General features: G+C 62.7%; 21 protein-coding genes. 11 read left to right on the forward strand and 10 right to left on the reverse strand.

The genetic code is table 11. The annotated features are described in order from the left end of the window. The first annotated feature begins 35 nt into the window (after positions 1-35). Both ACIOAU_RS22300 and ACIOAU_RS22305 read left to right on the forward strand, forming a co-directional pair. The gene (locus ACIOAU_RS22300) at positions 36-392 is read left to right on the forward strand and encodes a hypothetical protein (RefSeq protein ID WP_150570016.1); all 357 of its coding nucleotides are present in this window, start codon (positions 36-38) and stop codon (positions 390-392) included. A gap of 68 nt (positions 393-460) precedes the next feature. After that, positions 461-961 carry a GreA/GreB family elongation factor gene (locus ACIOAU_RS22305; protein WP_401184672.1) on the forward strand — a complete coding sequence of 167 codons (501 nt, stop codon included), beginning with the start codon at positions 461-463 and terminating at the stop codon, positions 959-961. A 37-nt stretch (positions 962-998) separates the two neighbouring features. On the opposite strand, the gene gdhA is transcribed toward ACIOAU_RS22305, so the two are convergent. The 3 genes from gdhA to ACIOAU_RS22320 all read right to left on the reverse strand — a co-directional run bounded on the left by gdhA (position 999) and on the right by ACIOAU_RS22320 (position 4,857). After that, a complete protein-coding gene (gene gdhA, locus ACIOAU_RS22310) occupies positions 999-2,339 on the reverse strand; it encodes an NADP-specific glutamate dehydrogenase (protein WP_101316375.1) in 1,341 nt (446 codons plus the stop codon). A gap of 232 nt (positions 2,340-2,571) precedes the next feature. Beyond that, complete coding sequence (gene ettA / locus ACIOAU_RS22315; protein WP_103435998.1) at positions 2,572-4,239, reverse strand: energy-dependent translational throttle protein EttA; 1,668 nt, start codon at positions 4,237-4,239, stop codon at positions 2,572-2,574. Positions 4,240-4,425: 186 nt separating this feature from the next. Next, entirely contained in the window at positions 4,426-4,857 is a 432-nt protein-coding gene (locus ACIOAU_RS22320; protein WP_150570014.1) for a hypothetical protein, read from the reverse strand. Positions 4,858-5,106: 249 nt separating this feature from the next. Between ACIOAU_RS22320 and ACIOAU_RS22325 the strand changes: the two genes are divergently transcribed. Both ACIOAU_RS22325 and glyA read left to right on the forward strand, forming a co-directional pair. After that, positions 5,107-8,937: an EAL domain-containing protein gene (locus tag ACIOAU_RS22325; RefSeq protein ID WP_401184677.1), complete on the forward strand. Its 3,831-nt coding sequence runs from the start codon at positions 5,107-5,109 to the stop codon at positions 8,935-8,937. Between the two features lie 136 nt (positions 8,938-9,073). Continuing rightward, positions 9,074-10,327: a serine hydroxymethyltransferase gene (glyA, locus tag ACIOAU_RS22330; protein ID WP_101316367.1), complete on the forward strand. Its 1,254-nt coding sequence runs from the start codon at positions 9,074-9,076 to the stop codon at positions 10,325-10,327. A gap of 109 nt (positions 10,328-10,436) precedes the next feature. Here glyA and ACIOAU_RS22335 read toward each other — a convergent pair whose 3' ends face one another. The 3 genes from ACIOAU_RS22335 to ACIOAU_RS22345 all read right to left on the reverse strand — a co-directional run bounded on the left by ACIOAU_RS22335 (position 10,437) and on the right by ACIOAU_RS22345 (position 12,600). Further along, entirely contained in the window at positions 10,437-11,342 is a 906-nt protein-coding gene (locus tag ACIOAU_RS22335; protein ID WP_220633062.1) for an alpha/beta fold hydrolase, read from the reverse strand. A 195-nt stretch (positions 11,343-11,537) separates the two neighbouring features. Beyond that, a complete protein-coding gene (locus tag ACIOAU_RS22340) occupies positions 11,538-12,224 on the reverse strand; it encodes an LrgB family protein (protein ID WP_101316363.1) in 687 nt (228 codons plus the stop codon). Further along, a complete protein-coding gene (locus tag ACIOAU_RS22345; RefSeq protein ID WP_101316361.1) occupies positions 12,214-12,600 on the reverse strand; it encodes a CidA/LrgA family protein in 387 nt (128 codons plus the stop codon). Before ACIOAU_RS22345 ends, ACIOAU_RS22340 begins: the two co-directional genes overlap by 11 nt. A 97-nt stretch (positions 12,601-12,697) precedes the next feature. Between ACIOAU_RS22345 and ACIOAU_RS22350 the strand changes: the two genes are divergently transcribed. Further along, complete coding sequence (locus ACIOAU_RS22350; RefSeq protein WP_101316359.1) at positions 12,698-13,576, forward strand: LysR family transcriptional regulator; 879 nt, start codon at positions 12,698-12,700, stop codon at positions 13,574-13,576. Here ACIOAU_RS22350 and ACIOAU_RS22355 read toward each other — a convergent pair. Next, positions 13,573-14,028, reverse strand: coding sequence for a flavodoxin (locus ACIOAU_RS22355; protein ID WP_103435991.1), 456 nt, complete (start codon positions 14,026-14,028; stop codon positions 13,573-13,575). The two genes, ACIOAU_RS22350 and ACIOAU_RS22355, sit on opposite strands and share 4 nt — an antisense overlap. Positions 14,029-14,135: 107 nt before the next feature. On the opposite strand from ACIOAU_RS22355, the gene ACIOAU_RS22360 reads away from it, so the two are divergent. Both ACIOAU_RS22360 and ACIOAU_RS22365 read left to right on the forward strand, forming a co-directional pair. Beyond that, complete coding sequence (locus ACIOAU_RS22360; RefSeq protein WP_101316355.1) at positions 14,136-14,573, forward strand: PAS domain-containing protein; 438 nt, start codon at positions 14,136-14,138, stop codon at positions 14,571-14,573. A gap of 65 nt (positions 14,574-14,638) precedes the next feature. Continuing rightward, positions 14,639-15,247, forward strand: coding sequence for a hypothetical protein (locus tag ACIOAU_RS22365; protein ID WP_101322937.1), 609 nt, complete (start codon positions 14,639-14,641; stop codon positions 15,245-15,247). 3 nt (positions 15,248-15,250) lie between these two features. Here the strand turns inward: ACIOAU_RS22365 and ACIOAU_RS22370 are convergent, their stop codons facing one another. Next, on the reverse strand, positions 15,251-16,177 hold the full coding sequence (locus tag ACIOAU_RS22370) for a MerR family transcriptional regulator (RefSeq protein ID WP_150570010.1): 927 nt from the start codon (positions 16,175-16,177) through the stop codon (positions 15,251-15,253). A 215-nt stretch (positions 16,178-16,392) separates the two neighbouring features. Between ACIOAU_RS22370 and ACIOAU_RS22375 the strand changes: the two genes are divergently transcribed. The 4 genes from ACIOAU_RS22375 to ACIOAU_RS22390 all read left to right on the forward strand — a co-directional run bounded on the left by ACIOAU_RS22375 (position 16,393) and on the right by ACIOAU_RS22390 (position 18,373). Beyond that, entirely contained in the window at positions 16,393-16,965 is a 573-nt protein-coding gene (locus ACIOAU_RS22375) for an antibiotic biosynthesis monooxygenase (protein WP_259077678.1), read from the forward strand. A 75-nt stretch (positions 16,966-17,040) separates the two neighbouring features. Beyond that, positions 17,041-17,733, forward strand: coding sequence for a dihydromonapterin reductase (gene folM / locus ACIOAU_RS22380; RefSeq protein ID WP_220633058.1), 693 nt, complete (start codon positions 17,041-17,043; stop codon positions 17,731-17,733). A 9-nt stretch (positions 17,734-17,742) separates the two neighbouring features. Continuing rightward, a complete protein-coding gene (locus ACIOAU_RS22385) occupies positions 17,743-18,039 on the forward strand; it encodes a DUF1244 domain-containing protein (protein WP_150570009.1) in 297 nt (98 codons plus the stop codon). Further along, on the forward strand, positions 18,032-18,373 hold the full coding sequence (locus ACIOAU_RS22390; protein ID WP_401184687.1) for a HopJ type III effector protein: 342 nt from the start codon (positions 18,032-18,034) through the stop codon (positions 18,371-18,373). The genes ACIOAU_RS22385 and ACIOAU_RS22390 overlap by 8 nt, the downstream gene beginning before the upstream one ends. Positions 18,374-18,413: 40 nt before the next feature. Here ACIOAU_RS22390 and ACIOAU_RS22395 read toward each other — a convergent pair whose 3' ends face one another. Beyond that, positions 18,414-19,322, reverse strand: coding sequence for an alpha/beta fold hydrolase (locus tag ACIOAU_RS22395; protein WP_401184689.1), 909 nt, complete (start codon positions 19,320-19,322; stop codon positions 18,414-18,416). 77 nt (positions 19,323-19,399) lie between these two features. Continuing rightward, a complete protein-coding gene (gene fabV, locus ACIOAU_RS22400) occupies positions 19,400-20,611 on the reverse strand; it encodes an enoyl-ACP reductase FabV (RefSeq protein WP_150572801.1) in 1,212 nt (403 codons plus the stop codon). Between the last annotated feature and the right edge of the window lie 372 nt (positions 20,612-20,983).

Raw genomic sequence — 20,983 nt, forward strand, 5'->3', positions numbered from 1 at the left:
GCCTAGACTCTCTCTATTACGTGGAGGTCTGGCACATGTCGCGGTACTGGCTTGGAATCGGAATAGCATTGTTGCTCACGGGCTGCCAGTCAGCTCACGAGCAGATGATCGAGCACGGCTATCCGCCCGCCTACGCCGATGGTTACGGCGACGGCTGCAGCAGCGGCCGCCAGGCGGCGGGCTTGATGGTCGGGGACTTTCGTAAGAACGTGCCGCGTTATCTCGCCGAGCGCCAGTATGAAACCGGATGGGACGATGGCTTTCGGCAGTGCCAGAGCATGCAGGCCAATCAGGATTTGCGTGACTACCGCGAACACTACTGGAACGAGCGTGACCGCGACTGGCAGCATGAAAAGGATCGCGACACCGCGCGGGCCTACCGTCATAACTAGGCCCCGAACTGGCTTGCACTGAAACGACCTGCCTGTGGCAGAGGTCTCATGCCTGAGGAGGGCCGAGCATGAGCCGAGCATTTGTCAACGAAGACCACGCCGCCGCCCAGACCGAAGAGCCGGTTCAGCGGCGGGTCAGCGAGCAACCCAACTACGTCACCGCTGCTGGCCTGCGCTTGCTGCAGCAGCGCGTGGCCGCGCTGAACGCCCAGCGAGAGCAACTGCTGGCAGAGGGTGAGCGTGCCGACAAGCAGCAGGTGGCAAACACCGAAAGCGAACTGCGTTACTTCGCCGCGCGCGTGCAGAGCGCACAGGTGGTGCCACCGGCGACCTCCGAGCAGAAGGTACAGATTGGCAGCTGCGTGATGTTTATCGATGAGGATGAGCAACAACACAGCGTGCAGTTGGTCGGCGAGGATCAAGCAGACGCCAGGCATGGCCTGATCAACTGGGGTTCGCCATTGGGGCGCGCATTACTAGGCGCGGCGCCGGGGGATGAAGTCCTGTGGCGGCGCCCGGCCGGGGACCAGATGATCGTTATTACCGCCATAACGCCGGACGCTGTGTAGGAGCGGCCTTGCCGGGGCGCTCCTACACAAGCGTATGTCAGACCACGCCTTGCGCCAGCATCGCGTCAGCGACTTTGACGAAGCCGGCGATGTTGGCGCCTTTGACGTAGTTGACCTTACCGTCGGCTTCTTCGCCGTAATGCACGCAAGCATGGTGGATCGACTGCATGATGTTGTGCAGCTTGCTGTCCACTTCACCCGCGGTCCACAGCAGGCGCATGGCGTTCTGCGACATTTCCAGGCCGCTGACGGCAACGCCGCCGGCGTTCGAAGCCTTACCCGGGGCATACAGAATGCCCGCGTCGATGAAGATATCCACAGCCTCGAGCGTGGTCGGCATGTTGGCGCCTTCTGCCACACAGATACAGCCGTTGCGCAGCAGAGTCTGCGCGTCTTCGGCGCCCAGCTCATTCTGAGTAGCACATGGCAGGGCGATGTCGCAGGCCAGGGTCCATGGCGTTTGCCCCTTGCGGAACTCCAGGCCGAACTGGCTGGCCAGCTCGCTGATACGCCCGCGCTTGACGTTTTTCAGCTCCATCAATGCATCCCACTGGGCATCGTTCAGGCCGGCTTCGCAGTACAGCGTGCCTTCCGAGTCGGACAGCGAGATGACCTTGCCGCCCAGGTCCATGACCTTGCGCGCTGCATACTGAGCCACGTTGCCGGAGCCGGAGATGGCCACCCGGCGACCGTCGATACGCAGGCCCTGACGCTTGAGCATTTCTTCAGCGAAGTACACGCAGCCGTAGCCGGTCGCTTCCGGGCGGATCAGGCTGCCGCCGTAGGTCATGCCTTTGCCGGTCAGCACCGAGGTGAACTGGTTGGCCAGGCGCTTGTACTGGCCGAACATGAAGCCGATCTCGCGTGCACCAACGCCGATATCACCGGCCGGCACGTCGCAATCAGCACCAATGTGGCGGTACAGCTCGCTCATGAAGGCCTGGCAGAAGCGCATCACTTCAGCGTCGCTCTTGCCCTTTGGATCGAAGTCCGAGCCACCCTTGCCGCCGCCCATGGGCAGCGAGGTCAGCGAGTTCTTGAAGGTCTGCTCGAAGGCGAGGAACTTGAGCACGCTGAGGTTGACCGAGCGATGGAAGCGCAAGCCGCCTTTGTAAGGGCCGATGGCGCTGTTCATCTGGATGCGGTAGCCGCGGTTGACCTGGACCTTGCCCTGATCATCGACCCAGGAGACACGGAACAGAATCGCGCGCTCAGGCTCGACGATACGCTCGAGAATGCCGGCTTGCAGGTAGTGAGGGTTGGCCTCGAGGAAGGGCCAAAGCGTACGCAGGACCTCCTCCACTGCCTGGTGGAATTCGGGTTGGCCAGGGTCACGCTGCTGCAGGCGCGCGAGGAAATCGTCGACGGATTCGATCATGCTAGACATCTCACCAAGAGAGGGTTGGACTTATATTTTTTCCCGACTCTATCAAGAACCGCTCGCACTGCAACAGGGCGAAATGTCGTTTTTTTGAAATAAATTGGTGCGTTTTATATAAATGTATACAAAGGACCACGCGGAATGCTTGTGAAAGCAGCCTGACCGTAGCTTAAGCAGGCACAAAAAAGGGGCCCCGCAGGGCCCCAATCTTGTGCAGCGGATGAAGCGGTTACTGCGCCAGCTTCTTGTGGCGAACACGGTGCGGCTGGGCCGCTGCGTCGCCGAGGCGTTTCTTGCGATCAGCTTCGTACTCGGTGTAGTTACCTTCGAAGAACAGCACGTTGGAGTCGTCTTCGTAGGCGAGGATGTGCGTGGCGACACGGTCCAGGAACCACCGATCGTGAGAGATCACGATGGCTGCGCCTGGGAAGTCGAGCAGCGCTTCCTCCAGCGAACGCAGGGTTTCGACGTCGAGGTCGTTGGACGGTTCGTCGAGCAGCAGGACGTTGCCGCCTTCTTTCAAGGTCAGCGCCAGGTGCAGACGGCCACGCTCACCACCGGACAGGTCCTTGACGAACTTCTGCTGGTCCCCGCCCTTGAAGTTGAAGCGGCCAACATAGGTACGCGCCGGGATCTCATAGTTGCCGATGCGGATCTGGTCGGAGCCGTCGGAAATCTGCTGGAATACCGACTTGCTGCCGTCGAGGTCCTCGCGGCTCTGGTCAACACAGGCCAGCTGCACGGTTTCGCCGATCTCGATGGTGCCCGAGTCCGGTTGCTCTTTGCCCATCAGCATGCGGAACAGGGTCGACTTACCGGCACCGTTACCGCCGATCACGCCAACGATGGCGCCTTTAGGCATGGCGAATGAGAGGTTCTCGATCAGCACGCGATCGCCATAGCTCTTGCTGACGTTCTTGAACTCGATGACCTTGTCGCCCAGACGCGGACCGGCCGGGATATAGATCTCGTTGGTCTCGCTGCGCTTCTGGAATTCCTGCGACTGCATTTCTTCGAAGCGTGCCAGACGGGCCTTGGACTTGGACTGGCGGGCCTTGGCGCCTTTGCGCACCCACTCCAGTTCTTCCTTCATGGCTTTTTCGTGAGCGCTCTGCTGCTTGGACTCTTGCGCCAGACGGTCCGACTTGGCTTCCAGCCAGCCCGAATAGTTGCCTTCGTACGGGATACCGGCGCCGCGGTCGAGCTCGAGGATCCAGCCGGCAACGTTGTCGAGGAAGTACCGGTCGTGGGTAATCGCGACCACGGTGCCCGGGAAGTCGTGCAGGAAGCGCTCGAGCCAGGCCACCGAATCAGCATCCAGGTGGTTGGTTGGTTCGTCGAGCAGGAGCATGTCGGGGGCCGACAGCAGCAGGCGGCACAGAGCGACGCGGCGTTTTTCACCACCGGAGAGGTGCTCGACCTTGGCATCCCATGCCGGCAGACGCAGGGCATCGGCAGCGACTTCGAGCTGACGCTCGAGGTTGTGGCCGTCGGCGGCCTGCAGGATCGACTCGAGCTTGGCCTGTTCGGCAGCCAGCTTGTCGAAGTCGGCATCCGGTTCGGCGTAGGCAGCGTAGACCTCGTCCAGGCGCGCCTGGGCGTCCTTGATCACGCTGACCGCTTCCTCGACCACTTCACGCACGGTCTTGGTTGGGTCCAACTGCGGCTCCTGAGGCAGGTAGCCGACGTTCAGTTCAGGCATCGGACGGGCTTCACCGTCGAACTCTTTGTCGACGCCAGCCATGATCTTCAGCAAAGTCGATTTGCCCGAACCGTTGAGGCCGAGCACGCCGATCTTGGCGCCGGGGAAGAACGACAGCGAAATGTTCTTCAGGATTTCGCGCTTCGGCGGCACGACCTTGCTCAGCCGATGCATGGTGTAGACGTATTGAGCCAAAACCAAGCCCTCTATAGATAGGTGAAGACATCCGAACTACCCGGCTGATGCCAGGGGGATGTGCTACAGGGTGTCAGTGAACAAAGGCGACCATTCTACGCCAACTGCGGGCGTTGGCCAGATGTCAGGGCTTGAGGTGGGGGGCTGCTGTGCAGCCCCAATCACACAGCTGTCAAGCCAGCAGCCTCAACCACGCCGCTGCTTGGCCTGCTTGCCTCGCGGCGGGCGATTGCCGGCCTGCTTGACCAACTGCGCCGCCCAGGCGGCCTTGGCATTGAAGCTGGCCGCAGGCGCTGGCTGGCTCGACACTGGCTGCTTGAGCACAGACGCCAGCGCAGGATTGACCTGCGGCGTGGCTACCGAAGGAGCCGCTGCAGGCAACACCACCGAGGCGACCGCAAAACCAGGCTCACTGGCAGCCTTGGCAGCCTTCGCCGACTTGCGCAGCTCAGCCAGCGACGGGCTCTTGCGCACCACTGCCGCGTTGGCATCAGGTTTGACCAGCGAGCGCTGGCAGGATTTACACGAAACGGCATCGGCCACACCGGTGCTGACCAAGGTCTGGCTGCTGCGCCCGCAGGCGGAATCGAGGCCGTTGAGGGAATAGTGGGTAACCAAAACCGTACATCTCCAGAAGCGTAAACAGTCAAGCGGCGGGCATTCTCGCACAGCCAGCAAGAGGTTGCCGAACCGGACCCGATCAACGCATCGGCGACAAGCTGAATGCGGAGCTGGCACTTCGCCACAATTGCAGGCATGCTAGCCGCCTTCATGTGTCCACAACTATAAGTGCGCGCCACTCCAGGCTCAGGCACGACCCATGCATGTTGCGCCCCTGCCGTCGCCGCCCAATTGCAGGACCATCGCTTGACCAATCTCAACCAACCGCCCGTTTTGCGCCCTGCTCCCACTTCGAGCAGTGTATCCCTGCGCGGCTCGCTCAAGGGCGCGCTGGCCATGCTTGCGCTGGTTTTGCTGGGCTTGCTGCTGTGGCAGCTGTTCGCGCAGTTCCGCCATACCCAGGCTGAAATGCGCGAACACACGGTTGTCGCCAGCGCCAAATTGGCCGACAACCTCAACCTGAATCTGGCGCTCAAGGCTCAGCAAGCGCTGAACCTGGTCCAGCCCTACGTCAAAGCGCCGACGCCTGAAGCATTGCCGTGGCTGCTGCAAACCCTGCAGACGCGCCTGCCTAGCCTGCGCCATGTGGCCTGGTTGAACCAGAATGGCCAGGTCGTGGCCGACAGCCTGGTCGGCAGCCCTGACCGCCAGTTGATTGACGAGTTGCTGCAATTGAATCGCGGCCGCAGCCATTTCTTTGCCAATGCTGCGGACAACGGCACGATCTATCTGCTGCTGCGGCAAACGCCGGAACAAGGCGTCGGGTATTGGCTGCTGCGTCTGAGCCCTGACTATTACCCGGCGCTGACCGAGCATCTGGACGGCCCTGACCACCCGCTCTGGCTGCTGGAAAGCAGCCGCGACGGTGCGGTGCTCGAGCGCCATGAGCCCGCCGCTTCCAGCGGTGAACCGCTACAAAGCGTGATGCTCGCCTTCCTCGATAACAGTACCTGGCAACTGCGCGGCCTGTATGACGAAGGCTTGACTCGCCAGCAACTGCTGCTGCCAATGCTGGGCAAGTGCCTGTTGGTGGTGATCTGTGCGTTGCTGCCGTTGCTGGCACTGATCAACATGCGCCGGCGCCAGCGCGCGCTGCAGGAAGACCGCCGCCGCTATCACGAGATTTTCGAAGGCACCGGGGTTGCCCTGTGCGTGCTCGACCTGTCGAGCCTGCCCGGTCAGCTCGACCGCTATCACCTGCGCAACCTGGCTGCACTGAGGCAGAGCCTGGCGCTGGAACCAAACCTGCGCCGCTCGTTGCTGCAGGAGCTGAAAATCACCGAGATCAACCAGGTGGCGCGCCAGTTGCTCAGTGTCGAATGCCACGAAGGCGCCTGGCAGCGCCTGATCGAGGCGTCCGGGCATGGCCGCGAGAGCGTCGGCATGCAGTTGATCGACGCCCTGATCGAACAGCGCGGTGTGCTTGAACTGGAAGTCTGCCTGCCGGCGCCACTGGGAGGCGACCTGCACCTGTGGCTGATGGTGCGCCTGCCACAGCAACGCCGCGATTATCAGGCGGTGATCCTCAGCATCAGCGATATCACCAGCCGCAAGCAGGTCGAGTTGTCGCTGCTGGAGCGCGAAAGCTTCTGGTCGGACGTGGTCCGTACCGTGCCCGATCAGCTCTACGTGCAGGACGTGGCCAGCCAGCGGATGATCTTCAGCAACCGGCATCTGGGCCAGACCCTGGGCTACGACCGCGCCGAGCTGGCGCAGATGGGCGAGCGCTTCTGGGAGCTGTTGCTGCACCCCGAAGACGCCGCGCACTATCGCAGCCAGCTGCAGTTGCAACGCGACAGCGGCCACCGCGAGGCGCTGCACTGCCAGTTGCGCTTCCGCCACCATGACGGCGGCTGGCGTTGCTATGACATCCGCGAGCAGGTGCTGACCCGCGACAACGATGGCCAGGTCACGCGCATCGTCGGCGTCGGCAAGGACGTCACCGTACAGATCGAGGCCAGCGCGTCGCTGCGTGACAGCGAGCAACGCTATCGCATGCTCGCCGAGAGCATCAGCGACGTGATCTTCTCCACCGACAGCCGCTTGCTGCTCAATTACGTCAGCCCGTCGGTGCGTGCGGTGCTCGGCTATGAGGCAGAGTGGATATTCGCCAATGGCTGGCAGTCGGTGGTCGCCAACCCGGCCCAGTTGAGCGGTGTCTACAGCTTGATGGAGCAGGTCAGCAAAGCGATCGATGACCGCGCGCAACTGGCCCTGCTGCGCACCGAGCTGCCGACCCAGCTGTTCCTGTTCGACTGCCTGCGCGCCGATGGCCGCAAGATCCCGATTGAGCTGCGCCTGGTACTGGTGTGGGATGAGCACGAGCGCTTCGAGGGCATCCTTGGGGTCGGCCGCGACATCAGCCAGCAACGCCGTGCAGAAAAAGACCTGCGCATGGCGGCAACGGTATTCGAGCACTCGACCTCGGCGATTCTGATCACCGACCCGGCCGGCTACATCGTTCAGGCCAACGACGCCTTCAGCCGGGTCAGTGGTTATGCGGTCAGCGAAGTGCTCGACCAACTGCCACGCCTGCTCACCGTCGAGGACCAGCAGGAATCGCACCTGCGTTACGTGCTCAAGCAACTCAACCAGCGCGGCAGCTGGGAGGGCGAAGTCTGGCTCAAACGCCGTGACGGCGAGCATTACCCGGCCTGGGTCGGCATCACCGCGGTGCTCGACGACGAGGGCGACCTGGCCAGCTACGTGTGTTTCTTCACCGATATCAGTGAGCGCAAGGCCAGCGAACAGCGCATTCACCGCCTGGCCTATTACGACGCCCTGACCCACCTGCCCAACCGCACCCTGTTCCAGGACCGCCTGTACACGGCGCTGCAGCAGGCCGAGCGGCAGAAGTCGTGGGTGGTGCTGATGTTCCTCGACCTGGACCGCTTCAAGCCGATCAACGACTCGCTCGGCCACGCCGCCGGCGACCGCATGCTCAAGGACATGGCCCAGCGCCTGCTCGAGTGCGTCGATGACGACGACACCGTAGCGCGCATGGGCGGCGACGAATTCACCCTGCTGCTGCAGCCGCGCGCCAGCCGCGAGCAGGCCCTGAACCGCGCCATTCATGTTGCCGAGAGCATTCTTGGCAGCCTGGTGCGGCCGTTCGTACTGGAGAACCGCGAGTTCTTCGTCACCGCCAGTATCGGCATCGCCCTGAGCCCGCAGGATGGCAGCGAACTCAGCCAGCTGATGAAAAACGCCGACACCGCCATGTACCACGCCAAGGAGCGCGGCAAGAACAACTTCCAGTTCTACCAGACCGAGATGAACGCCAGTGCCCTCGAGCGCCTGGAACTGGAAAGCGATTTGCGCCATGCCCTCGAACAGAACGAATTCATCCTCTATTACCAGCCGCAATTGAGTGGCGACGGCAAACGCCTGACCGGCGCCGAAGCGCTGCTGCGCTGGCGCCACCCACGTCGCGGGCTGGTGCCGCCGGGCGATTTCATCCCGGTGCTGGAAGAGGTCGGGCTGGTGGTGGATGTCGGTGACTGGGTGTTGCGCGAGTCGTGCCGCCAGCTCAAGGCCTGGCATCAGGCCAAGGTGCGCGTACCGAAAGTGTCGGTGAACATCTCGGCGCGGCAGTTCTCCGACGGCCAGTTGGGCACGCGCATCGCGACCATTCTTGAAGAAACCGGGCTGCCGCCGGCGTGCCTGGAGCTGGAGCTGACCGAAAGCATCCTGATGCGCGAAGTGCATGAGGCCATGCAGATTCTCGACAGCCTGAAAAACCTTGGCCTGAGCATCGCCGTGGATGACTTCGGCACTGGCTACTCATCGCTCAACTACCTGAAGCAGTTCCCCATCGATGTGCTCAAGATCGACCGCACCTTCGTCGACGGCCTGCCCTCCGGCGAGCAAGATGCGCAGATCGCCCGGGCGATCATCGCCATGGCCCACAGCCTCAACCTGGCGGTGATCGCCGAGGGTGTCGAAACCCACGAGCAGCTGGAGTTTCTGCGCGAGCACGACTGCGACGAAGTGCAGGGCTACCTGTTCGGCCGGCCAATGCCGCCGCAGCAGTTCGAAGCGCAGTTCAGCAACGAGACGCTGTTCATGTTCCAGTGAGCCGAGCGGCATGTCCGCCCGGTCATTTTACGACGTGAATGGCATTGGTCTGCGACATGACGCCAGTTCATATGCCACGCCTCGGCCAATCGGTTAGAATGCACACCCAATTCAGCCCCGATCCTTGAGGACCGCCATGTTCAGCCGTGATTTGACCATTGCCAAGTACGACGCCGATCTCTTTGCCGCCATGGAGCAAGAAGCTCAGCGTCAGGAAGAGCATATCGAGCTGATCGCTTCGGAAAACTACACCAGCCCCGCGGTGATGGAAGCCCAAGGTTCGGTACTGACCAACAAGTACGCCGAAGGCTACCCAGGCAAGCGCTACTACGGCGGCTGTGAATACGTCGACGTGGTCGAGCAACTGGCTATCGATCGCGCCAAAGAGCTGTTCGGCGCCGATTACGCCAACGTCCAGCCGCATGCCGGTTCCCAGGCCAACGCTGCGGTCTACCTGGCCCTGCTGTCGGCCGGTGACACCATCCTGGGCATGAGCCTGGCCCACGGCGGTCACCTGACCCACGGCGCCAGCGTCAGCTCATCGGGCAAGCTGTACAACGCCGTGCAGTACGGCATCGACGGCAATGGCCTGATCGACTACGACGAAGTCGAGCGCCTGGCTGTTGAACACAAGCCGAAAATGATCGTAGCCGGCTTCTCGGCCTACTCGCAGGTTCTCGACTTCCCGCGCTTCCGCGCCATCGCCGACAAGGTCGGTGCCTACCTGTTCGTCGACATGGCCCACGTTGCTGGCCTGGTTGCCGCTGGCGTGTACCCGAACCCGGTGCCGTTCGCAGACGTGGTCACCACCACCACCCACAAGACCCTGCGCGGTCCACGTGGCGGCCTGATCCTGGCCCGTGCCAACGCCGACATCGAGAAGAAACTCAACTCGGCAGTGTTCCCAGGCGCCCAGGGCGGCCCGCTCGAGCACGTCATCGCCGCCAAGGCGATCTGCTTCAAGGAAGCGCTGCAGCCTGAGTTCAAGGCTTACCAGCAGCAAGTGGTGAAAAACGCCCAGGCCATGGCCGAGGTGTTCATCGAGCGCGGCTTCGACGTGGTGTCCGGCGGTACTCAAAACCACCTGTTCCTGCTCTCGCTGATCAAGCAGGATATCTCCGGTAAAGATGCTGACGCTGCCCTGGGCAACGCTTTCATCACCGTCAACAAGAACTCGGTACCGAACGACCCACGTTCGCCGTTCGTCACCTCGGGCCTGCGCTTCGGCACCCCGGCCGTTACCACCCGCGGCTTCAAGGAAACCGAATGCCGCGAGCTGGCTGGCTGGATCTGCGACATCCTCGCCGACCTGAACAACCAGGCCGTGATCGACGCGGTACGTGAGAAGGTCAAGGCCATCTGCAAAAAGCTGCCGGTTTACGGCAACTGATCCACGCGTGATCCAGCCTGTCGCTTTTTGTTGTTGAAAACCAGGCTGCATGAAAAACCGATGTCAGTTCGCTGACATCGGTTTTTTGTTTTTCAGCCCGGCGGCTCCATCAACACCAGGCCACTTTCTGCGGCACAAAGCTCAACGGCTGCTCGCGAAAGCTCAGGTAATGGCGCAACACCTGCACCGGCGCTTCGATGTGCGGGTAATGACCAATGCCCTGCAACTGCACCGTATCGGCATCCACGACGAGCTGGCGGAAGGCGTCGACCATGTGGGCACCGCACAGTGGATCAACCGAGCCGTTGATCAGACGCAAACGCACGCCATCACCCTGCAGCGCGCCTACCCAACGCTCACGCTGCTGGCGCCGTTCATGCACATAATTGATCAGCCGGTGCAGGATATGCGTACCACGGTTGGCGGTGATCAGGCTCCAGCTGTCGTCCAGAGCGCTTTCGCTGGGGTGGGTGCAGGGCCCGTAGATCTGGGTGACGGTACGCACCAGGTCATCCCGGCCGAACGAGCGGCCGATCAGCCAGCCAAGCGGGCTGAGCAACAGCTTATGCACCAGCAGCAGCGGGCAATGCTCGGGGAACAGCGCGCTGTTGAGGAAGGCACAGCTGGCGATGTTGCTGCGCTGCTCATAGTGCCGTGCGAGCAACTCTTGAGCGACGCTGCCGCCATAGTCGTGGGCGAGCAGGTGCACTGGCTCGTCGATGCCCAAGTGAGCAAGCAAGGCCTGCTGCAGATCGGCCTGCTCGATCAGACTGTAGCGATGGCCGAGCGGCTTGGCCGAGTCGCCAAAGCCGAGCATGTCGCAGGCCACTACGCGAAAGCGCTGGGTCAATGGGCCCCATAAATAGTGCCAGTCCCAGCTGGCCGTGGGGAAACCGTGGAGAAGCAGCAGAGGCTCGCCTTGCCCTGCCGTCCAGTAGCGGATGCTCTGGCCCTGGAATGAGAAATCCTGACCCCGGGTACGCCAGACGCACAATGGAATTTCGGCCAAAGGCATCAGAGTTGTCCTGGAGTAGTAGCTTGGATCAAAGCTGCGTGGGTCGAATACGGCAAGGCTGCGCTCATTGCATGTCACCTTGGCACTTACATGTGCTCTTTATGTTGCGTCCTGCACAGCATAGTCAGCGCCTCGGTCGGCGGAACTCGCCTTGGCAGCCAGCTTGATGACCGTACAGGTCAGTGGCACGAACGGTCACAGCAACGCCGCCAGCAATGGCGCGGCAAACAAGTTGAGCAAGCCGGTCAGGACCATTACCAGGCCGGCCACCGAACCTTCTTCGCGGCCCACTTCCTGCGCCCGGCTGACGCCAGCGCCATGTGCGCCGACGCCAAACAGCGCGCCACGGGCCAGTGGCGTGCGCAATGGCAGCCAGCGCAGCAAGGTGCCGCCGAACAGTGCCCCGAGCACCCCGGTGAACATCACGAACACCGCAGTAAGCTCCGGCACGCCGCCCAGATCGTGGGCCAGCGGCATGGCAAACGGGGTGGTGATCGAGCGCGGCAGCAGCGACAGGCTGACTGCATCGTCCAGCGCCATCAGGTGTGCCAGGCCCCAGGAGCTGCCGATCGACACGCAGCTGCCGGCCAGCATGCCCAGCAGCAACGCCGGCCAATGCCGCGCGAGCAACCCCCGTTGCTGCCAGATCGGCACGGCAAAGGCCACCGTCACCGGGCCAAGCACGGCCATCAGCCAATGGGTATTGCGCGCGTACTCGGCATAGGCGGTGTGCAGTGGCACGGCCACCGCAAGCAGCAAAGCCGGCACCAGGATCAGCGGCGACAGCAGATAACGCCCGCTGCGCCGGTACAGCCAGCGGCTGCCTAGATAAGCGGCCAGTGTCAGCGCCAGCCAGAACAGCGGCATCGGTTCAAGGCTCATGGCGCAGGCTCCAGCGGCACACCAGCTCGACCGTCACGGCAGTGACCACCATTACCAGCAGCGTGCTCACCGCAATCACCAGGAGGATGCGCCAGCCTTCATCGCGCAGCAGGCTGCCGTAATCGAGCAGGCTCATCAGCGCCGGAATGAAGAACAACAGCATTTCGGCCATCAGCCAGCCCGCACCGGCCTGGAGCATTGCCGGTTTCAGCAGGCCGCTGGCGAACAGGATCAAGAGCAGGGCCAGGCCGAACACACCACCCGGAATGGGCCAGCCAGACCAGGCCGCAAGCTGGCTGCCGAACAGGAACAAGGCAAACAGCACCGCCAGCTCGCAGATCAGCCTAGTGAGTTTTTTAAGCAGTACAGCGTTCATCAATGGGTTCCTCGACGGGTGCCCATTGTAAATTTGCCGTGCCTAGGCCAGAAGCGAATTGTTAGACTGCCTGCCATTCCAAAAAGGAATTCAGGCGATGGAATTCAAGCAGCTACGCAGCTTTGTCGAAGTGGTTCATCGCGGTGGTTTTACCCAGGCCGCGCAGACGCTGAATATCAGCCAGTCAGCGGTGAGCAAGCAGGTGGCTCAGCTGGAGGATGACATCGGCCAGCAACTGCTCGAACGGCAGGGCTCGCAGATGCACCTGACCGCCGCCGGGCGCATCGTCCTCGAGCGCGGCGAAGCACTGCTGCGCCAGCGCCAGGAGCTGTTGAGCGAGCTGGATGATCTGAGCCAGATGCACCGTGGCGAATTGCGCCTGGGCCTGCCACTGCTGGGCAGTGATGCGCTGTTTGCCGGGCTGTTCGCCGAGTACCGGCGGCGCCATCCGAACATCGTCATTCACCTGCTCGAGGGCGGCAGCCGCACCATTGAGCAGGCGGTACGCAGCGGTGAGCTGGAATTGGGCGGCAGCCTGACGCCAAACGACGACGCTTTCGCCTTTCAGCCCTTCTGCAACGAGCCGCTGGATGCCCTGCTGCCCGCCGGACACGCCCTGGCAGGCTTGACCGAGGTTGACCTGGGCCAACTGGCCGAGACGCCGTTCTTGCTCTATCAGCGCAGCTTCGTCCTCAACGACCGCCTGCTCAGCGCCTGCCAGCAGTTGGGTTTCACCCCCAAGGAAGGCGGGCGCAGCGGTCAGGCGGACTTTCTCGCGGCACTGGTGGCAGCAGGCCAAGGCGTGGTGCTGCTGCCGCGGGTAGTCGCCCGCGCGCTGGAGCGCCCTGGGGTGGTCCGTCTGCCATTACTGGCACCCGAGGCGCTGCGCTGGGACATTGCCTTTATCTGGCGCCGCGGCGCGTATCTGTCACGCGCAGCGCAAGCCTGGCTGGGGTTGCTGCGCGAGCAAGCTTAGGCCTTCAGTGCGGCGGCCAGCTCGGCCAACCACGGCTCGGCGTCAGCCTCCGGCGTGACCGTTTCGCTGGCATCCAGACGCAGCATCGGCAGCACTTCGTGCACACCCAGTTCGGTAAACAGCTCGCGCATCTGCTCGCCGCCCCCGCAGTAGGTGTCGCCGTAGCTGGAGTCGCCCAGGCCGATCACTGCGCCGGGCAGGCCGCGCCATGCCGCTGGCAGGCTGTCGCGAATAGCGCAGAACAGCGGCATAAGGTTATCCGGCAGCTCACCCATGCCGGTGGTCGAGGTCACAGCCAGCAGGGCTTGCGGGGCAAAGCCTTCGATGTCGGCCAGGCTGGCCCGCGCCGCGTACCAGGCTTCAAGGCCAGCGGCTTTGAGCAACGCCTCGGCATGACGGGCAACTTCTTCGGCGGTGCCATACACTGAACCGGAAATAATGACGACTTTCATCTGCGGGAGGATTCCGAAACTGAGTAAAAACGTAGGATACTAGCATCCTGCAATGGCAAAAGGCCGCTTGAGGCGTAAGTCGCCGCTATCCAATCTCTGGTCCGCACATGATCAACGCTCAACTGCTGCAATCGATGGTCGATGCCTCCAATGACGGCATCGTGGTCTGTGAACAGGAAGGTGACGACACCATCCTGATCTACGTGAACGCCGCCTTCGAGCGCCTGACCGGTTTCAGCCGCGACGAAATCCTCTATCAGGACTGCCGCTTTCTGCAGGGCAATGACCGCGACCAACTGGCCCGCGTACGCATCCGCAAGGCCATGCTCGACGGCAAACCGTGCCGCGAAGTGTTGCTCAACTACCGCAAGGACGGCAGCGCGTTCTGGAATGAGCTGTCTATCACGCCGGTGTACAACGAAGCCGACCAGCGCCGCTATTTCATTGGTATCCAGAAGGACGTCAGCCGCCAGGTCGAACTGCAGCGCAGCCTGGAACAATGCCAGGCGCAGTTCGCCGATCTGAAATCCGAGCTGCTCAAATGAACCAACCGCCGCCGCCGCTGTCCATCCTGTCACTGTTGAAAAAATCGCCACATTCGGATGCGACCATGCAAGCAGATACCCTGCTCACCCAGGCCGAGATGAGCTTCATCCAAGACTTGCAGCATTCGCCGCAACTGAACTTGGCTGACCCTATGTCCGGCCTGCTGGTCAACGGCGATCGCCAGCTGCAGACCTTGCTGACGCGCCTTGCGGCCAGTGATCAGGTTACCCTGCAGGCGCATTTCAACAACCAGCAGATCAGCTTCCCGCTGCAACTGGTCGAAGACGAATTCCACGCCCTGCACCTGCAGCTTGGCTCCCCGGAAATCTACGAGGAAGACGGCCCACAACTGCGGCCATGGCGCTTGTCACTCGAAGAGCCCTCGGCGCTGCTCGAAAGCAAAGGCAAACGCAGCAACCTGTGGGTCCGGGACATCTCGTTCAAGGGTGTATTGCTTGAAGTGCGCGGCCTGAAACAGGCGCCCAAGCGCTTCGACCTGAGCTTCGCCCCTGACGGCATCGCGCCGATCGGCCTGCACGGCGTGCTGCGCCGGCGTATCGGTGCAAACCTGGCCGCGTACGACCTCAGCCGCAGCCCGGCAGAAGAGATCGAGCGCTTACGCGAATACATCCTCCAGGCCCACCGTAGCGCCCATCCCGAACTGCACGCTTAAGCTTCAGGTATCGAGCTGACCGGCCAGATACTGGCGCAAGCGTCGGCGCATCAGGCTGACCTCGGCTCCCAGGCAGACCACCGCACTGCCGGCCAGCGTGTCCTGAGCAAACTCCGCCGCCTCCCCCGCCAGCAGTAACGGGCAACCCAACCCTAAACGTGCCAGGCGCTTACCCAACTCGGCAGTTGGCCGCTGATTGGAGAACAGCACCACCGCATCCGGCTCCAGCTGCCGACAGATCAGCGCCAGCTCCTGCAGCGGCTGACTTGCCGGCAGCAGTACCACGCCGACTTCTTCGCTGCCGAGCAGCAGCCCGGCCACCAGCAACTCCAGCTCCTGCAGCGCGGTTGACAGCGGCGCCAGCACGACGCGCTGGCGCCGCGGTGCCCGCGCCAGCTGCAGGCGCATCAGCACCCGCCCGCGCAAGAACTGGTCGAGAAAACCCCACTCGCTGGCCTGGCCAAAACCGCGCGGCGCCCCGCGCAGGGTGTGCCAAACCGGCATGAATACGTCGTTGAACACCCGCTCCTGGGTAGTACTGGCAAATACCTGATCGAACAAACGGTCGAGCCTAGCGCCGTCAAAGCACTGCACTGCCTCGCGTACCTGGGTACGCCACCTGGCCAGGTCATCGGCATTGCTTGCAGCACTGCTGTCCTGCGCCAGCGCCTGGCCACGGGCGAGAATGCTGCCAACCTTGCTCACCGCCACACCGCGCTCAAGCCAGCCGAGAATGCTGCGTACCGCGTCGATGTCGGCCTGCGAGTACAAGCGGTGGCCGCTGTCGGTGCGAGTTGGCTGGATCAGGCCGTAGCGACGCTCCCAGGCACGCAGCGTCACCGGGTTGACCCCGGTCAGGCGCGAAACCTCACGGATTGGAAACAGCTCTTGGTGATCCAGATCGGCTATAGGGAGTGCCTGCTCGTTCATGCGTGGTGAAAACCCGGATTCGATTAAACAAAGCACATTCTACGCCGGGACGGGCAAACAAATAACCAACCGTTCGCCCGCTGACACTGACGAGTCACAGTTTATCCGCGATAATCCGCGCCTGATTCTTGCATGCATGCCTGCGTCGCCCACCACCCCGGGCGCGCAAGCCTAAGGGCCGGCTACCCGCCAGTCCTGTCGCCAGGAGATACACAATGTCTACCCCACCCGTTACCCTGATGGTGTCGCGCCGCGCCGCCCATGGCCGCTACCAGGACCTGCTGACCTGGCTGCATGAAGGCGAGCAACTGGCCACTGACTTCACCGGCTACCTCGGCTCGGGCATCCTCGCCCCGCCCGGTGATGGCGACGAATTCCAGATCATCTTCCGTTTCACCAGCGAGCAGACCATGCACGCCTGGGAGCATTCGGCCTCGCGCCGCGCCTGGCTGCAACGCGGCGACGGCCTGTTCGAACGCCCCAGGGAGCAGCGCGTCAGCGGCATCGACGACTGGTTCGGCGCCAATACAGTGCAAAAGCCGCCGCGCTGGAAGCAGGCCGTGGCAATCTGGCTGGCGTTCTTCCCGGTCTCGCTGCTGTTCAACCTGGTCTTCGGCCACTGGCTCAGCGCACTCGACCTGCTGCCGCGGGTGCTGCTCAGCACCTTGGGCCTGACGCCAGTCATGGTCTATCTATTCATCCCGCTGTCGACGCGGCTGCTGGCCAGCTGGCTACACCCGGCGCCAGCCGCCAGCGCAGAGCCCACGCGCGGGCTGCGCAGCCGCTGAGGCGCACCCCAGAGGGAAGCAGTTCGGGTATGCTGGGGCATCACTGCCTGCACAGACAAGTAGACCGCCCTGAACATGAACAGCCCCATTCTGATCACCGGAGCCAGCCAACGCGTAGGGCTGGCTCTGGCACTTGAACTGGCACAGGCCGGCCATACGGTGGTCGCTGCCAGTCGCCATGTCCATGCGCAATCTGCGCACCCCAACATCGTCCAGTTTCGCGCCGATCTGTGCCAGCAGGCCGACCGCGACGCCCTGATCGATCACTTGAGCAGCCACTACGACGGCCTGCGCGCGATCATCCACAACGCCTCGGTGTGGCTGGATGACGACCTGGTCAATCTTGAGCTGATGTTCCGCCTGCACGTCGAGGCGCCCTATCACCTCAACCTGGCCCTTGGCGACATGCTGCGCAAGGTCGCCAAGGCCGACATCATCCACATCTGTGACGAAACCTCCTCGCGCGGCAGCAAGAGCCATATCGGCTACGCCGCGACCAAGGCCGCACTGCAGAACATGGTGCTGTCGTTTGCCGAAAAGTACGCGCCGACGGTGCGCGTCAACGGTATCCTGCCGGGGTTGTTGATCCTCAAGGAAGGCGGCGACGAAGCCTACCGCCAGCAGACCCTGAAAAAGGCCCTGCTGGAATTCGAACCCGGCGCCGGGCCGCTGATCGAGGCGGTCAAGTACCTGCTCGACAGCCACTACAGCACCGGCAGCCAGGTGGTCATCAACGGTGGCCGCCACCTGAAGAACCGCATGATCTGAGAGAAGCCCATGACCCCACAACAACAGCTCGAACTCGAAGCCGCCGCGTTTCGCCGGCTGGTCGATCACCTGCAAAAACGCACCGATGTGCAGAACATCGACCTGATGAACCTGTCCGGTTTCTGCCGCAACTGCCTGTCCAAGTGGTACAAGGCGGCTGCCGATGAGCAGCAGGTCGACATCAGCCTGGATGACGCCCGCGAAGCGGTGTACGGCATGCCTTACGCCGAATGGAAAGCCCAATACCAGAAAGAAGCCAGCGCCGATCAGCAAGCGGCGTTCGAACAAGGAAAACCCCGTGACTGACTTGAACACCCTGCGCGCCAGCCTCGAAAGCGGCGAACACGCCTTTGCCGACACCCTTGCCTTCATCGCCGAGCACTACAGCTATCAGCCGCAGGCGTTTACCAACGGTGACGTGGAAAACGCCGCCGGGCAGAACGAAGGCTCGTGCAAGACCCTCGGCATGGCCGTGATGGAAGGCTTGAGCGACCGCGAAGCTTTGCTGGCCTTTGGTGAGCATTACCGCAGCGTGGTCGCCACGCCAGATGGCAGCGACCACGGCAATATCCGTGCGTTGATCGCGTATGGCCTGGCTGGGGTGAAGTTTGCCCAGCAGCCGCTCAAGCGCCTGGCTTGATGACAAAGGGGCTGCCTGCGTAGCCCCTTGGCTTGCGGCGTCAGCGCAGCCGCTGGCCGGGCGTGCCTGGTGACAGCTGGCCGTGTTGCAACCATTCCAGTGCAATCGGCCACAGCGTCTGCCTGAAGCGGTCATGAAAGAAGGCAAAGTGGCCGATCTCGGCGACGTGTATGTCTGCCGGGGCAATCCGCAGATGCGCGGGTTGCGCCTCGCTCAGATAAGCCAGTAAACGCTCGGTAGCAGCCACCGTGCCGAACGGGTCATCGCTCAAGCTGATCGCCAATGTTGCCGCGCGCACCTGAGCGAATGGCTTAGCCGCCAGCAAGCGCCCGCTAGGACGCTGTTCGTACGCAGGCGTGGGCGTACTCCAGTCAGCGACAACCCCTGCTGGGGTATCTTCCAGCCAACCCAGGCGTTTGCCCGGGAAATAGCCCATCACCCTGGTCAACAGCGGCATTGCCACATGCCATTTGGCCAACAAGCGCCAGCGCTGCGCCGCGGCATAGTCGCGCCAATAGGCAAACTGCGCACCGACCATCACCACCCGCCGCACCTGCTGCGCCGAGGGCGCCAGGCCTACCGCCCAACCGCCGAAGCTGTGCCCGACCACATCCACTGGCTGCCCGGGGAAGTGCTCGGCCGCATACTGCAGCATGGCCTCGAAATCCAGTTGCCCCCAATCGCTCCATGACGCCGTGAAGCCACGCAACGACGGCGGCCGTGATTCGCCGATGCCGCGATAATCGAAGCACAGCACATCACAGCCCTGGGCAAACAGGTAGTCGGCAAAGCGCGAGTAGTAAGCGCAGCGCACCGAAGTGGCCGGGTTGATGATCACCAGCGGGCGCTGAGGATCAGGTCGAGCATGGCGCCAGACAAAACCGCCGAGGCTGTAGCCATCGGCGGCTTTGTGGCGCAGGGCGCTGGCGGGTTGGGTCAGGCTGCTCATGGCGGACTCTTTGTTGGAGTCCGCTCACGCTAGCAAAATTTCAGCCCCACGCCATCACCAGACACACGCTTCGCAGATTACAGCTGAACGCAGTCGAACTGGACGTCGGTCGCCACGTCTGCGTCGTAGTCGACGTCAGCGCGTTCGAAGCCGAACAGGTTGAGGAACTGCTTCTTGTAACCGGCGTAGTCGGTCATTTCGAACAGGTTCTCGGTGGTCACTTGTGGCCACAGGGCCTTGCACGCATCCTGGACGTCGTCGCGCAGTTCCCAGTCGTCCAGGCGCAGGCGGCCTTTTTCGTCGACTTCAGCCGGCGCGCCGTCTTGTCGGAACAAGCGGTCGCGGAACATGCGATCGAGCTGGTCCTGGGTGCCTTCGTGCACACCCTTTTCCTGCATGATCTTGAACACCATCGACAGGTACAGCGGCATTACCGGGATCGCCGAGCTGGCCTGGGTGACCACCGACTTGAGCACGGCAACGTTGGCGCCGCCCTTGATCTCGCTGGCGAGCTTCTGGTCCAGGCGCAGGGCAGTGTCGTCCAGGTCCTGCTTGGCCTTGCCCAGTGCACCGTGCCAGTAGATCGGCCAGGTGATTTCGGTGCCGATGTAGCTGAACGCGACGGTACGCGCCTGCTCGGCCAGCACGCCGGCATCAGCCAGAGCGTCGATCCACAACTGCCAGTCCTGACCACCCATGACGGTAACGGTGTCGGCGATTTCCTGCTCGGTGGCCGGCTCGATCGAGGCTTCGGTGATCACGTCTTTGTTGGTGTCGATGGCAGTCGACTTGTACGGCTGGCCGATTGGTTTGAGCGACGAGCGAATCACTTCGCCAGTCTGTGGCAGCTTGCGCACAGGCGAGGCCAGCGAGTAGATGACCAGGTCAACCTTGCCGCCCATTTCGTTCTTGATCAGTTCGATGACCTTGGCGCGGGCTTCATCGGAGAAGGCGTCACCGTTGATCGACTTGCTGTACAGGCCTTCAGCCTTGGCGAACTTGTCGAATGCAGCAGCGTTGTACCAGCCGGCGGTGCCTGGCTTGGTTTCGGTGCCTGGCTTTTCGAAGAACACGCCGAGGGTGTCGGCCTTGAAGCCGAAGGCTGCAGTGATGCGTGCTGCCAGGCCGTAGCCGCTGGAAGCACCGATCACCAGGACCTTTTTCGGACCATCATCGCGCACGCCCAGCTTGCGGGTGGCTTCGATCTGGTCACGGACGTTGAGCTCGCAGCCCTTCGGATGGGTCGTGGTGCAGATGAAACCGCGAACCTTGGGATGAATGATGGCCAATGTCTGTACCTCGTCAGGTTTAGGCTAGGGAGCCGCGCCGCGCGGGCGGGTTCCGTTTGATCTGAGGGTGAGACTACCCCCGCAAGTTATCCGACACATATTACGGGCTGACGGGGGTGGTTCCAACCGCAGATCGCCCCAGCTGCTCACGCAGCCACTGCATGAAGGCACGCGCCAGCGGGTCATCCTGGCTGTCGCGGGTGCACCAGGCACGCCCACGCCGGGCCCCTGACCCGCTGCGCCGACAACGCCTGCAGTAAACCCTGCGCCGCTGCGCATCGACGCGATTGCCGCAGGCGGCGGTGACATTCACGGCGTCACTCATCAGTGCCCTGCCGTCTAACGGGGTGATTGATTAGCTTTGCGGATCAA

Source organism: Pseudomonas sp. NPDC088322, assembly GCF_044740745.1.
Classification (GTDB): Bacteria; Pseudomonadota; Gammaproteobacteria; order Pseudomonadales; family Pseudomonadaceae; genus Aquipseudomonas; species Aquipseudomonas shirazensis.

Bases quoted from the DNA above. Each gene is read 5' to 3' on its own strand.
- ACIOAU_RS22350 (WP_101316359.1), top strand. From the start codon at position 12,698: ATGGAATTCAAGCAGCTACGCAGCTTTGTCGAAGTGGTTCATCGCGGT.
- ACIOAU_RS22385 (WP_150570009.1), top strand. From the start codon at position 17,743: ATGACCCCACAACAACAGCTCGAACTCGAAGCCGCCGCGTTTCGCCGG.
- gdhA (WP_101316375.1), bottom strand. From the start codon at position 2,339: ATGATCGAATCCGTCGACGATTTCCTCGCGCGCCTGCAGCAGCGTGAC.
- ACIOAU_RS22300 (WP_150570016.1), top strand. From the start codon at position 36: ATGTCGCGGTACTGGCTTGGAATCGGAATAGCATTGTTGCTCACGGGC.
- folM (WP_220633058.1), top strand. From the start codon at position 17,041: ATGAACAGCCCCATTCTGATCACCGGAGCCAGCCAACGCGTAGGGCTG.
- ACIOAU_RS22360 (WP_101316355.1), top strand. From the start codon at position 14,136: ATGATCAACGCTCAACTGCTGCAATCGATGGTCGATGCCTCCAATGAC.
- ACIOAU_RS22365 (WP_101322937.1), top strand. From the start codon at position 14,639: ATGCAAGCAGATACCCTGCTCACCCAGGCCGAGATGAGCTTCATCCAA.
- ACIOAU_RS22375 (WP_259077678.1), top strand. From the start codon at position 16,393: ATGTCTACCCCACCCGTTACCCTGATGGTGTCGCGCCGCGCCGCCCAT.
- ACIOAU_RS22340 (WP_101316363.1), bottom strand. From the start codon at position 12,224: ATGAGCCTTGAACCGATGCCGCTGTTCTGGCTGGCGCTGACACTGGCC.
- ACIOAU_RS22370 (WP_150570010.1), bottom strand. From the start codon at position 16,177: ATGAACGAGCAGGCACTCCCTATAGCCGATCTGGATCACCAAGAGCTG.
- glyA (WP_101316367.1), top strand. From the start codon at position 9,074: ATGTTCAGCCGTGATTTGACCATTGCCAAGTACGACGCCGATCTCTTT.
- ACIOAU_RS22305 (WP_401184672.1), top strand. From the start codon at position 461: ATGAGCCGAGCATTTGTCAACGAAGACCACGCCGCCGCCCAGACCGAA.
- ACIOAU_RS22335 (WP_220633062.1), bottom strand. From the start codon at position 11,342: ATGCCTTTGGCCGAAATTCCATTGTGCGTCTGGCGTACCCGGGGTCAG.
- ACIOAU_RS22395 (WP_401184689.1), bottom strand. From the start codon at position 19,322: ATGAGCAGCCTGACCCAACCCGCCAGCGCCCTGCGCCACAAAGCCGCC.
- ACIOAU_RS22345 (WP_101316361.1), bottom strand. From the start codon at position 12,600: ATGAACGCTGTACTGCTTAAAAAACTCACTAGGCTGATCTGCGAGCTG.
- ACIOAU_RS22355 (WP_103435991.1), bottom strand. From the start codon at position 14,028: ATGAAAGTCGTCATTATTTCCGGTTCAGTGTATGGCACCGCCGAAGAA.